Raw genomic sequence first — 11,617 nt, 5'->3', positions numbered from 1 at the left:
GTCACGTTATCGCAACAAATTAGAAACGATGTCGTTTATTTACACAGGAGTTGGCCCTATAATCGAGTACCAATTTAGAATATCTGAGGGATCCAATTGCGTTCGCTGGTGGGTGACCTGGTGCTGGTCCGTCTGCAGGAAGAGCGGGATCCTCTTCTGCACAAACGCTTATATAACGCGCTGCGCCGCGCGATCCTCGATGGTTCGCTGGCGCCGCAAAGCCGCCTGCCGCCGTCGCGCGATCTGGCGGGTGAACTCGGCGTATCAAGAAACACCATATTAACAACTTATGAACAATTACTGGCGGAAGGATATGTGGTTTCCCGCCGGGGAAGTGGAACATTCGTTGCCCAAACCGCCCCTGAGAGCTCATTGACGGCTAAAGGTCAGCAAGAAAACAGCAGTATCGCGGCACCGACGGTGCATCTTTCACGCCGAGGCCAACATCTGCTCGGCCAGGTCAGCGCCAGCCCGCGCCAGTGGGGGGCGTTTATACCCGGCGTGCCGGACGTTAACGCCTTTCCCCACCCGCTGTTCAGTAAGATCCAGGCCCGTATCAGCCGTCGGCCCAAGCCGGAGCGGCTCAGCTATAGCTGCAACGGTGGCACCCCGGAACTGCAGCAGGCGCTGGTGGATTATCTGCGCGTGTCGCGCGGCGTCCACTGTCAGGCAGATCAAATTCTTATCACCGAGGGGATCCACCAGGCGATCGATCTGGTCACCCGCATGCTGTGTGATAACGGCGATCTGGCGTGGGTGGAGGAGCCTTCCTATTGGGGGATCCGCCACGTGCTGGCGATGAACGACGTTCGGGTGGAACCCCTGACCGTCGATGCCAACGGCCTGTGCCCGCCGGAAACGGTTGACGACGCGCCGAGGCTCATCTTCGTTACGCCTTCCCACCAGTACCCGCTGGGCGCGGTGATGAGCCTTGAGCGCCGCCAGCGACTGCTGGCGCTCGCCCGTCAGCAGGGGAGCTGGATCGTCGAAGATGATTATGACAGTGAGTTTCGCTTTTCCGGCCAGCCGATCCCCGCCCTGCAGGGTCTGGTCCCCGATGCCCCGGTGGTCTATATCGGCACCTTCAGCAAAACGCTCTATCCCGGCCTGCGCCTGGGCTACGTGGTGATCCCCCGTCCGCTGGTCAGCGATCTGAAGCACGCCCATGCCGAGCTTTACCGCGGCGGCCATTCGCTGATCCAGATGGCGCTGGCGGAGTTTATTACCGCCGGCCACTATTCGGCCCATATCCGCCGTATGCGGTTGCTCTACAGCCGTCGCCGCGCCTTTTTAACTGAGCTTATCCAGCGGCACTGTATGCCGTACGCCCTGTCTGACTTCAGCGATAATGCCGGGCTGCATTTGATCCTCAATTTGCCCGCAGAGGCTGACGATGTGGCGATTGCCAAAGAGGCTAATGCGCGCCACATTCTGGTGCGGCCGCTGTCGCGCTACTACCTGACGGCGGCGCGGAAGAAAGGATTACTGATGGGATTCGCCAGCCAGCCCGAAGAGCAGATGGCGCCGGCGTTCAGCGTCTTACTCGGCTGCCTGCAGACGCACTGCCCGCAGATGCTCCTGCCCCGGGAGGACGCAGAAAAACAAAACGCCCCAACCTGAGGCGGGGCGTTATCGGGGAGCCTGATATCAGGTATCAGGCAGGCGTGGCGTATCAGGCTTCGATAGCGGCACGCAGTTTTTTCATGGCGTTCTTTTCCAGCTGACGCACACGCTCTGCGGAGACGCCGTAGCGGTCGGCCAGTTCCTGCAGCGTGGACTTGTTGTCTTCGTCCAGCCAGCGGGCGCGGATGATGTCCTGGCTACGCTCGTCCAGGCCCTGCATCGCGTCAGTCAGCTTATTCGCCGCCTGCTCTTCCCAGTTGTCGTCTTCGATGCCGTCGGCAAAGTTAGACGTTTTGTCCTGCAGATAAAGGACCGGCGCCATCGGCTGGCTGTCGGACTCATCGTCGGAAGACATGTCGAAGGTCATGTCCTGGGCCGCCATGCGGGATTCCATCTCGCGGACGTCTTTGCTCGACACGCCCAGCTCACGGGCCACCATTTCCACTTCATCCTGGTTGAACCAACCCAGACGCTGTTTGGTTTTACGCAGGTTAAAGAACAGCTTACGCTGTGCTTTGGTGGTAGCGACCTTCACAATACGCCAGTTACGCAGCACGTATTCGTGAATTTCAGCTTTAATCCAGTGCACGGCGAAGGAGACCAGGCGCACACCCACTTCCGGGTTGAAGCGACGCACGGCTTTCATCAGGCCGATATTGCCTTCCTGGATCAGATCCGCCTGCGGCAGGCCATAGCCCGAGTAGTTACGAGCAATGTGAACAACAAAGCGCAGGTGAGACAGAATCAGCTTTTTCGCTGCTTCCAGATCGCCCTGGTAATGCAGCTTTTCAGCAAGCTCCCGCTCTTCATCAGCCGACAGCATCGGCCAAGTGTTAGCGGCCCGGATGTACGATTCCAGGTTACCAACGGGGGCTAAAGCTAAAGTTTGCATTTCTTTGGTCATTCAAATCCTCTCAATTGATATCTTCTGACGCGTTCTTGTCCCCATCAGGCAACAAGCATGCCAGCATTCATGAGCAACGAGAATATCACTCACATTAGTATCAGACAGTGATTTTATCCACAAGTTCCATGCAACGGTGTGAATAAATTACGCACAAAATGTGACACCACGATGAACAAGTGAGGGCAGGAAAAGGAGAACAAGCTTGCGGTATCTTTCCCTGCGAACAGGAACTCATTGCAGCAGGGAAAGATTATATCACGCTTTTTTTAATCGGGAGTAAAGTGACGTAAATGTTGCACTGTCGCCAGCCAGGCGGCGACCCACCCGATCATCGAGCAGACAATCAGCATCAACAGGCACTCGTCGAAGCCCAGGCCGCTCAGCTCAAACTGGGTGCCGAACACTTTCGCCACTTCGGTCACCGCCGACGAGAGGCGCATCACCAGAATCTCCGACAGGATCAGCGATAAAAACGCGCCGGAGAAGCCCAGCATCGCCCCGCCGTAGAGGAACGGACGCAGGATAAAGCCGTCGGTGGCGCCGATCAGCTTCTGCACGTTAATGGTATCGCGGCGGGCAAAGATGCTCAGGCGCACGCTGTTGCCGATCACCAGGAACACCGCCGCCACCATCAGCACGCCGATCATCGCCGACACGCGGCCTACCAGCCCGGTAAGCGAGGAGAGACGGGCAAACCAGCTGTCGTCCATCCGCACCTCATCCACCCCCTGGATCCGCGATACCCGCTCGCGCAGGGTATTGAGCGCTTCCGTGCTCTGGAAATCCAGCTTCGGCACCACGATGGCGACCGCCGGCAACGGGTTCTCTTCCAGCATATCCAGTGCGCCGCCAAAGCCTGACCAGTTACGGAATTCACCCAGCGCCTCGTCACGGGACAAATAGTTTACCTTGTCGACGCCCTGCTCCGCCTGCAGCTGGCCCACCACCCGCGCCGCGGCGTCGTCATCCAGCGTTTTTTCCAGATAAACGGTGATCTGCGGCGATGGATAATACTGTGACGCCGCGCTGCTGACGTTTTTGTAGACCATGTAGCAGACGCTTGGCAGGGTCAACGAAATGGCGATGACCATCACCGTCAGGAAGGTCGCCAGCGGCGTGCTTTTGAGATCCTGCAACGCGCCGTGCCAGGCATAGCGCACCTGTTCGTTGAACACGTTACTCTTACGCGAGGCCGGGTTAGGCGCCGCTTTCGGCCGTTTTGGCGCATTGCGCCCGCCGCCGCTGCCACCCGCCGCGTTGCGCAGGCGATCGAACTTACTGCCGAACTGGCGAATCTGGTTCATTGCGTCGCGCTTATTCACCCCGAATGCCTCCATGCAGATGGCCGTCGCTGAGCGACAGCACGCGGTACGGACGACTGGAGATAAGCCCCAGATCGTGCGTCGCCATCAGTACCGTCACCCCAACGCGGTTAAACTCTTCAAACAGACGTAAAATCCCCTCCGAGAGCGCCTCGTCGAGGTTACCGGTCGGTTCATCCGCCAGCAGCACCGCCGGCTTGTTGACCACCGCGCGGGCTATACCGACGCGCTGCTGCTCACCGCCGGAGAGCTGAATCGGAAAGTTCTTCGCTTTGTCCAGCAGGCCGACCTTGTCCAGCGCCGCCGAGACGCGGCGACGAATGTCATCGCCGCTGGCGCCGGCGATAATCAGCGGGATCGCCACGTTGTCATACACGGTACGATCCATCAGCAAATGGTGGTCCTGGAAAATCATGCCGATCTGGCGGCGCAGGAACGGCACCTCACGGCTCTTCAGGCGGCTGATTTCATGACCGCTGAAGAAAATTTTCCCGGCGCTGGGCCGTTCGATACCACAGATAAGCTTCAGCAGGGTACTCTTCCCTGCGCCGGAATGGCCGGTCAGAAACGCCATCTCGCCCGGCTGCAGGTGGAAGGTCACCCCCTGCAGCGCTTGTCTCCCACCGAGATAGGCTTTGCTGACTTGTTCAAAGCGAATCATTCTTAATCCTCTCGGGCAAAAAGTGCCTCAATAAAGTCGCCCGCATTAAACGGACGCAGATCCTCAATACGCTCGCCGACGCCAATATAGCGAATCGGAATGCCGAACTGATCGGCCACCGAGAAGATCACGCCGCCTTTGGCGGTGCCGTCCAGCTTGGTCAGGGTGATCCCGGTCAATCCTACCGCCTCATGGAACAGTTTGGCCTGGCTAATGGCATTCTGCCCGGTGCTGGCGTCAATAGTTAACATCACCTCATGCGGCGCGTCGACGTCCAGTTTTTTCATCACCCGGACAATCTTCTTCAGCTCTTCCATCAGGTGCGATTTATTCTGCAGACGCCCGGCGGTGTCGGCAATCAGTACGTCAACATGGCGCGCCTTCGCCGCCTGAATGGCGTCGAAAATCACCGAGGCGGAGTCCGCGCCAGTATGCTGGGCGATCACCGGGATATTGTTACGCTGACCCCAGACCTGCAGCTGTTCCACCGCCGCCGCGCGGAAGGTATCCCCCGCCGCCAGCATCACCGATTTACCCTGCTGCTCAAACTGACGCGCCAGCTTGCCGATGGTGGTGGTTTTCCCCACCCCGTTTACGCCGACCATCAAAATAACAAATGGCGTTTTGCCTTCAACGTTCAGCGGCTCATCCACTTTGGCGAGAATCTCGCCCATCTCTTCTTTCAGCAGGCCGTACAGCGCTTCCGCATCGCGCAGTTGCTTACGGCTGGCGCCTTCCGTCAGGTTGGTAATGATCTTGCGAGTGGTTTCCACCCCGACGTCGGCGATCAGCAGTTGCTCTTCCAGCTCTTCAAACAGATCATCGTCGATCTTCTTGCCGCGGAACAGGCTGATAAATCCGGAACCGAGATTTTCTTTTGTTTTCAGCAGGCTACGCTTGAGGCGGGCGAAAAAGCCTTCTTTCGTCGGTTTTTCCTGCTCCTGGGCCAGCGCTTCCACCGGCGCCTCGTCCTCGGGCTCCGGCACCACGACCGCCGCCTCTTCTGCCGCCTCGGCCGCCAGCGCCAGTGCTTCCAGCTCTTCATCGCTTAACGGGGCGTCCTCTCCAGGGACATCCGTCTCCTGCGGCTCGGCGATAACGTCTGCCACAGGCTGCTCTGCTACGGCTTCCGCCACCACCGGTTCGGCGATCACCTCTTCCGCCAGAGGCTCAACCACCGCAGGCTGTTCAGGCGGTTCGCTGACCGCGGGCTCCGGTTCAACAACAGGCGCGTCTTCGACCAGAGCAGGCGTTTCCACCCCCTCTTCTTCCTGCACGCTGGCAGGCTCCGCGAGGTGCGCTTTTTCGCTTTCGACCACCGTCTCGGTCACTTCGACGACATCTTCGGCAAACGCCTCCGGGTCTGCTTTCGGCGCGCTCGGCTCAGCAGGGGTTTCCGCTACCGGCGTCTCATCGGCAACCGCTTGTTGTTCTTCTACTTTTTGTTCAGTCTCGGTTTCCTGTGCCTGTTCTTTCTGTCCAAAGCCCAGCCAGGAAAAGAAGCCACGTTTTTTCTCTTTTGCCATTTGCGACCACACTCCTCGCTGTTTTATTCATGGCGCAGCTTCATCAGAAGCTGAAAAAATGATGAAATTAGTCGGATAGTCTATCACTTAACTTAACTCGCAGCACCGCCCCCGGATTAAGGTTTCGTCAACCGCCGTCGATCGCTAGAATAGCAGGCCGGAAGTTGAGACTTGAGCAGAGAGATGAAAAAACCAAACCACGCGGGCAGCGGCCAGATCCGCATTATTGGTGGGCAATGGCGCGGCCGTAAATTACCGGTGCCGGAGAGCCCGGGCCTGCGGCCGACCACCGACCGGGTTCGCGAAACCCTTTTTAACTGGCTGGCGCCGTCCATCGTTGACGCGCACTGCCTCGACTGCTTTGCCGGCAGCGGCGCGCTGGGGCTGGAGGCGCTGTCCCGCTATGCGGCCAGCACCACGCTACTGGAGATGGAGCGCGGCGTAGCCCAGCAGTTGCAAAAAAATCTCGCCACCCTAAAAGCGGATCGCGGCAAGGTGATCACCACCAACACCCTCAGCTTCCTGAGCCAGCCGGGGACACCGCACCAGATCGTGTTCGTCGACCCGCCGTTCCGTCAGGGGCTGCTGGAGGAGACGCTACGTCTGCTGGAGACACAAGGCTGGCTGGCCGATGAGGCCCTGGTGTATGTCGAAAGCGAAGTCGAAAACGGTTTACCGCCGGTGCCAGCTAACTGGCAGCTGTATCGTGAAAAAGTGGCCGGACAGGTCGCCTACCGTCTTTACCAACGTGAGGCCCAAGGAGAGCACCATGCTGATTAATTTAGGCCGCCTGCTGATGCTGTGCGTCTGGGCCTTTCTGTTATTGAACCTGTTTCAGCCCTTCCCGAAGCCGCTGAATATCTTCGTCAACGTCGCGCTGATTTTCATGATCCTGATGCACGGGCTGCAGTTGACGCTGCTCAAGGCGACGCAGCCGAAAGAGGCGCCGCCGCTGAGCCGCTTTGAGCAAATCCGCATTTTTATCTTCGGCGTGTTTGAGCTCGTCGCCTGGCAGAAAAAACTGAAGGCGACGCTGAAAAAGTAGTCCTGAAAAGGGCTCAGGGATCGGGCGTAAACGCCACGAACGCTGTGCCCTTATAACTCAACATCCCGCGATCGCCCACGCTTAGCGCATGATATTGCGGCGCGTCGAGGCGAAACACCACCTCCAGCCCACCGTTTTCGGGGCGAAAGCTCGCTTCATAGCGCATCTCACTGCCTGCGGGCGTCACCGTCTGCTGCCGCGAGCGCCGATCGTTAATCACTTTTTCCCGTTTATTGCTGACGATAACCCGCTTTTGTAGCAACGGCGCGGCGTCATTCGCCTGTTTCTCACGCCGCTGCTGGACATAGCGAAACGAAGCCGCCACCACAATCACCGCGACGACCAGAACAAAAAAGAGGGGCATTTTACTCATCAAGGTTACCCATAAAAAATATCAGGAATCAGCATACTGCGTCGGGAATAACATTGTCATCTGCTACGCCAAACCACTACACTGAGTTGTAGCATCACGCATCCGTAACTTTCTTTATGATAACAGATACAGGGACTTACTATGCTTTGGTCATTTATTGCTGTCTGTTTCTCCGCATGGCTTTATGTCGATGCATCCTATCGTGGGCCGGCCTGGCGACGTTGGGTATTTAAACCTGTCACCCTGATTCTGTTGCTGTTACTGGCCTGGCAGGCGCCGATGTTCAATGCCATCAGCTATCTGGTGCTGGCCGGCCTGTGCGCCTCGCTGCTCGGCGACGCCCTGACCCTGCTGCCGCGCCAGCGGGTGATGTACGCGGTGGGCGCTTTCTTCCTGTCACATCTGCTGTATACCATCTGGTTCGCCAGCCAGCTGACGCTGTCGTTCTTCTGGCCGCTGCCGCTGGTGCTGCTGGTATTCGGCGCCCTGCTGATGGCGGTGATCTGGAGTCGGCTGGAAGAGATGAAAATGCCGGTGCTGACCTTTATTGGAATGACGCTGGTGATGGTCTGGCTGGCCGGTGAGCTGTGGTTTGCCCGCCCCACCAACACCGCGCTGTCCGGTTTCGCTGGCGCGGCCCTGCTGCTGCTGAGCAATGCCGTATGGCTGGTGAGCCACTATCGTCGCCGCTTCCGCGCCGATAACGCCATTGCCGCCGCGTTCTACTTTGCCGGCCACTTCCTGATCGTGCGCGCGTTATACCTGTAATTTAGTCCTTGACTCTGGAGTCGACTCCAGAGTGTATCCTACGGCTAATGAGAAAATTATCATTTCCCGGAGGGTGCCATGTCGACTCCAGACGCGCAGGATAAAAAAGTCCCACAATTCTCGTCATTCACCATGCGGCCAGCGACCGCGCCGGCGGAGAGCTGCTGTACAGATCACGCCTGCGCCACAGAATCCGCCCCTGCCGCCGAAGCGCTCGACGACGCCCGCTATAGCTGGCAGGTTGATGGCATGGACTGCGCCGCCTGCGCCCGCAAGGTGGAAACCGCGGTTCGCCAGGTACCCGGCGTCAGTCAGGTCCAGGTGCTGTTCGCCACAGAAAAGTTGCTGGTTAACGCCGAGGGTGATATCCGCGCTCAGGTTGAGAACGCGGTCCGCCAGGCGGGCTATACGCTGCGCGATGCCGATGCTCCCGCAGCAGAGAAAACCCGAGGGTCGCTGCTGCGCGACAATCTGCCGTTACTGACGCTGGTTATCATGATGGCCCTGAGCTGGGGGCTGGAGCAGGCCAACCACCCCGCCGGTCAGTTGGCCTTTATTGCCACCACCCTGGTTGGCCTGTGGCCGGTTGCTCGCCAGGCGCTGCGCCTGATCAAAAGCGGGAGCTGGTTTGCCATTGAAACGCTGATGAGCGTCGCCGCCATCGGGGCGCTGTTTATCGGCGCCACTGCGGAAGCGGCGATGGTCCTGCTGCTGTTCCTGATCGGCGAGCGTCTCGAAGGCTGGGCCGCCAGCCGCGCACGGCAGGGGGTGAGCGCGCTGATGGCGCTGAAGCCCGACACCGCCATCCGTCTGCGCAACGGCGTGCGGGAAATCGTCGCCCAGCGCGACCTGCGTCCCGGAGATGTGATTGAAGTGGCCGCCGGCGGGCGTCTGCCGGCGGATGGCCAGCTGCTGTCGCCGTTTGCCAGCTTTGATGAAAGCGCCCTGACCGGTGAGTCGGTGCCGGTGGAGCGTCAGGCCGGGGAACGAGTCGCGGCGGGCGCCACCAGCGTCGATCGCCTGGTGCAGCTTACCGTGATATCCGAACCGGGCGACAGCGCCATCGACCGCATCCTGAAGCTGATTGAAGAGGCAGAGGAACGTCGGGCGCCAATCGAGCGTTTTATCGATCGCTTCAGCCGGATCTACACCCCGGCCATTATGGTCGTAGCTTTGTTGGTCGCCATTGTCCCACCGCTGTTCTTCGCCAGCGCCTGGCTGCCGTGGATTTATAAAGGGCTGACGCTGCTGCTGATCGGCTGTCCGTGCGCGCTGGTCATCTCCACGCCGGCGGCCATCACCTCCGGCCTGGCGGTCGCCGCCCGCCGCGGGGCGCTAATCAAAGGCGGCGCGGCGCTGGAACAGCTGGGCCAGGTGCGGCAGGTGGCGTTCGATAAAACCGGCACCCTGACCGTCGGCCAGCCGCAGGTGACTTCGGTGATCGCCACGGCTGAGTTTGACGACAACGCGCTGCTGGCGCTGGCGGCGGCGGTGGAGCAAGGCTCCAGCCACCCGCTGGCGCAGGCCATCGTCCGTGAAGCACAGCGGCGTCAGCTGAGTATTCCGCTTGCCAGCGGCCAGCGGGCGCTGGCGGGCTCTGGCATCGAAGCCGAGGTGAACGGCAGCCGCATCTTGATCTGCGCCGCCAGCAAAGCCGCCCCGGCAGAACATGAGGCGCAGATCCAGCAGCTGGAAAGCGCCGGGCAAACGGTAGTGCTGGTGATGCGCGGCGAGACGCTGCTCGGTATTCTGGCGCTGCGCGACACCCTGCGCGACGACGCGCGTCAGGCGGTGGATGCCTTGCATCAGTTGGGGGTTCAAGGGGTGATCCTTACCGGAGATAACCCGCGCGCCGCGGCAGCCATCGCCAGCGAACTGGGGCTGGAATTCCGCGCCGGTCTGCTGCCGGCGGACAAAGTGAAAGCCGTCATGGCGCTGAATGCCGATGCGCCGCTGGCGATGATCGGGGACGGCATCAACGACGCCCCGGCGATGAAAGCGGCCACCATCGGCATCGCCATGGGCAGCGGCACCGATGTGGCGCTGGAGACGGCCGACGCCGCGCTGACCCATAACCGTCTGACCGGCCTGGCGCAGATGATTTCCCTGGCGCGCGCCACCCATGCCAATATTCGCCAGAACATCGCGATTGCCTTAGGGCTGAAGGGGATTTTCCTCGTCACCACCCTGCTCGGCCTGACCGGCCTGTGGCTGGCGGTGCTGGCGGATACCGGCGCCACTGTGCTGGTAACGGCTAACGCGCTGCGGTTATTGCGTAAGAAGTTGTAGCATAGATACCGGCTTCCCTGCTCGCGCTACGCTTAGCAGGGCTACGGTTCCGGACCGTCGGATAGCCCGGATAAGGCGCTACGCGCCGCCATCCGGGGTATTCCCTGCTCGCGCTGCGCTTAGCAGGGCTACGGTTCCAGACCGTCGGGTAGCCCGGATAAGGCGCTACGCGCCGCCATCCGGGATATTCCCTGCTCGCGCTACGCTTAGCAGGGCTACGATTCCGGACCGTCGGGTAGCCCGGATAAGGCGCTACGCGCCGCCATCCGGGGTATTCCCTGCTCGCGCTGCGCTTAGCAGGGCTACGATTCCGGACCGTCGGGTAGCCCGGATAAGGCGCTACGCGCCGCCATCCGGGATATTCCCTGCTCGCGCTGCGCTTAGCAGGGCTACGGTTCCGGACCGTCGGGTAGCCCGGATAAGACGCTACGCGCCGCCATCCGGGGTATTCCCTGCTCGCGCTGCGCTTAGCAGGGCTACGATTCCGGACCGTCGGGTAGCCCGGATAAGGCGCTACGCGCCGCCATCCGGGATATTCCCTGCTCGCGCTGCGCTTAGCAGGGCTACGATTCCGGACCGTCGGGTAGCCCGGATAAGGCGCTACGCGCCGCCATCCGGGATATTCCCTGCTCGCGCTACGCTTAGCAGGGCTACGATTCCGGACCGTCGGGTAGCCCGGATAAGGCGCTACGCGCCGCCATCCGGAGTATTCCCTGCTCGCGCTGCGCTTAGCAGGGCTACGGTTCCGGACCGTCGGATAGCCCGGATAAGGCGCTACGCGCCGCTATCCGGGAAAAGCTCAGTGGCTTTTGCGGATCAGATAGCGGTACGGCAGGGCTTCGGTTTCCTGGGCCACCAGCTCATGCTCCATAAAGCGGCAGAATCCCGGGATATCGCGGGTGGTGGCCGGATCGTCAGCAATAATCAGCAGCGTCTCGCCGACCGGCATCGTCCGCACGGTTTTACGCACCATCATGACCGGCTCCGGGCAGCGGAGCCCCAGGGCATCCAGGGTATGGTCAGGAGTGGAGAAAAGTTCGCTCATTTTAGTCTCACGTTAACAAAACGGCCCTAGTTTACCCCCAGTTCGCCAGTACGCAAGC

Annotated in this window: 11 protein-coding genes; 5 read left to right on the top strand and 6 right to left on the bottom strand. The window is 60.3% G+C overall.

The window, feature by feature from the left end; all coding sequences use genetic code 11:
• Positions 1 to 96 precede the first annotated feature (96 nt).
• The gene (pdxR, locus tag SP68_RS01425; RefSeq protein WP_023323355.1) at positions 97 to 1,620 is read left to right on the top strand and encodes a MocR-like pyridoxine biosynthesis transcription factor PdxR; all 1,524 of its coding nucleotides are present in this window, start codon (positions 97 to 99) and stop codon (positions 1,618 to 1,620) included.
• A 52-nt stretch (positions 1,621 to 1,672) separates the two neighbouring features.
• Here the strand turns inward: pdxR and rpoH are convergent, their stop codons facing one another.
• The 4 genes from rpoH to ftsY all read right to left on the bottom strand — a co-directional run bounded on the left by rpoH (position 1,673) and on the right by ftsY (position 6,039).
• The gene (rpoH, locus tag SP68_RS01420) at positions 1,673 to 2,527 is read right to left on the bottom strand and encodes an RNA polymerase sigma factor RpoH (RefSeq protein ID WP_002920815.1); all 855 of its coding nucleotides are present in this window, start codon (positions 2,525 to 2,527) and stop codon (positions 1,673 to 1,675) included.
• Positions 2,528 to 2,796: 269 nt separating this feature from the next.
• On the bottom strand, positions 2,797 to 3,852 hold the full coding sequence (gene ftsX, locus SP68_RS01415) for a permease-like cell division protein FtsX (protein WP_008806965.1): 1,056 nt from the start codon (positions 3,850 to 3,852) through the stop codon (positions 2,797 to 2,799).
• On the bottom strand, positions 3,845 to 4,513 hold the full coding sequence (gene ftsE / locus SP68_RS01410; RefSeq protein WP_008806964.1) for a cell division ATP-binding protein FtsE: 669 nt from the start codon (positions 4,511 to 4,513) through the stop codon (positions 3,845 to 3,847). The genes ftsX and ftsE overlap by 8 nt, the downstream gene beginning before the upstream one ends.
• A 2-nt stretch (positions 4,514 to 4,515) precedes the next feature.
• Positions 4,516 to 6,039 carry a signal recognition particle-docking protein FtsY gene (gene ftsY / locus SP68_RS01405; protein WP_023323356.1) on the bottom strand — a complete coding sequence of 508 codons (1,524 nt, stop codon included), beginning with the start codon at positions 6,037 to 6,039 and terminating at the stop codon, positions 4,516 to 4,518.
• Between the two features lie 183 nt (positions 6,040 to 6,222).
• Between ftsY and rsmD the strand changes: the two genes are divergently transcribed.
• Together rsmD and SP68_RS01395 are read left to right on the top strand one after the other, a co-directional pair.
• Positions 6,223 to 6,819 carry a 16S rRNA (guanine(966)-N(2))-methyltransferase gene (gene rsmD / locus SP68_RS01400; protein WP_002920820.1) on the top strand — a complete coding sequence of 199 codons (597 nt, stop codon included), beginning with the start codon at positions 6,223 to 6,225 and terminating at the stop codon, positions 6,817 to 6,819.
• A complete protein-coding gene (locus SP68_RS01395) occupies positions 6,809 to 7,084 on the top strand; it encodes a DUF1145 family protein (protein ID WP_002920822.1) in 276 nt (91 codons plus the stop codon). The genes rsmD and SP68_RS01395 overlap by 11 nt, the downstream gene beginning before the upstream one ends.
• 13 nt (positions 7,085 to 7,097) lie before the next feature.
• On the opposite strand, the gene SP68_RS01390 is transcribed toward SP68_RS01395, so the two are convergent.
• The gene (locus tag SP68_RS01390) at positions 7,098 to 7,448 is read right to left on the bottom strand and encodes a DUF2500 domain-containing protein (RefSeq protein ID WP_004173989.1); all 351 of its coding nucleotides are present in this window, start codon (positions 7,446 to 7,448) and stop codon (positions 7,098 to 7,100) included.
• A gap of 150 nt (positions 7,449 to 7,598) precedes the next feature.
• Here SP68_RS01390 and SP68_RS01385 point away from each other — a divergent pair, with 150 nt between their 5' ends.
• Both SP68_RS01385 and zntA read left to right on the top strand, forming a co-directional pair.
• Positions 7,599 to 8,225 carry a lysoplasmalogenase gene (locus SP68_RS01385; RefSeq protein ID WP_004173987.1) on the top strand — a complete coding sequence of 209 codons (627 nt, stop codon included), beginning with the start codon at positions 7,599 to 7,601 and terminating at the stop codon, positions 8,223 to 8,225.
• Positions 8,226 to 8,303: 78 nt separating this feature from the next.
• Entirely contained in the window at positions 8,304 to 10,514 is a 2,211-nt protein-coding gene (gene zntA, locus SP68_RS01380) for a Zn(II)/Cd(II)/Pb(II) translocating P-type ATPase ZntA (RefSeq protein WP_040968930.1), read from the top strand.
• A 799-nt stretch (positions 10,515 to 11,313) separates the two neighbouring features.
• Here the strand turns inward: zntA and tusA are convergent.
• Positions 11,314 to 11,559 carry a sulfurtransferase TusA gene (gene tusA, locus SP68_RS01375; protein WP_002920858.1) on the bottom strand — a complete coding sequence of 82 codons (246 nt, stop codon included), beginning with the start codon at positions 11,557 to 11,559 and terminating at the stop codon, positions 11,314 to 11,316.
• Positions 11,560 to 11,617 lie beyond the last annotated feature (58 nt).

It is taken from the genome of Klebsiella variicola (assembly GCF_000828055.2).
Classification (GTDB): Bacteria; Pseudomonadota; Gammaproteobacteria; order Enterobacterales; family Enterobacteriaceae; genus Klebsiella; species Klebsiella variicola.
The sequence above is the reverse complement of the archived record's forward strand: the minus strand, read 5'-3'. Positions and strand labels throughout refer to the sequence as shown.

What these genes read in the sequence shown, in the direction of transcription:
- rpoH (WP_002920815.1), bottom strand. Translation starts at nt 2,527, where the DNA reads ATGACCAAAGAAATGCAAACTTTAGCTTTAGCCCCCGTTGGTAACCTG.
- ftsE (WP_008806964.1), bottom strand. Translation starts at nt 4,513, where the DNA reads ATGATTCGCTTTGAACAAGTCAGCAAAGCCTATCTCGGTGGGAGACAA.
- ftsY (WP_023323356.1), bottom strand. Translation starts at nt 6,039, where the DNA reads ATGGCAAAAGAGAAAAAACGTGGCTTCTTTTCCTGGCTGGGCTTTGGA.
- rsmD (WP_002920820.1), top strand. Translation starts at nt 6,223, where the DNA reads ATGAAAAAACCAAACCACGCGGGCAGCGGCCAGATCCGCATTATTGGT.
- SP68_RS01395 (WP_002920822.1), top strand. Translation starts at nt 6,809, where the DNA reads ATGCTGATTAATTTAGGCCGCCTGCTGATGCTGTGCGTCTGGGCCTTT.
- SP68_RS01390 (WP_004173989.1), bottom strand. Translation starts at nt 7,448, where the DNA reads ATGCCCCTCTTTTTTGTTCTGGTCGTCGCGGTGATTGTGGTGGCGGCT.
- SP68_RS01385 (WP_004173987.1), top strand. Translation starts at nt 7,599, where the DNA reads ATGCTTTGGTCATTTATTGCTGTCTGTTTCTCCGCATGGCTTTATGTC.
- zntA (WP_040968930.1), top strand. Translation starts at nt 8,304, where the DNA reads ATGTCGACTCCAGACGCGCAGGATAAAAAAGTCCCACAATTCTCGTCA.
- tusA (WP_002920858.1), bottom strand. Translation starts at nt 11,559, where the DNA reads ATGAGCGAACTTTTCTCCACTCCTGACCATACCCTGGATGCCCTGGGG.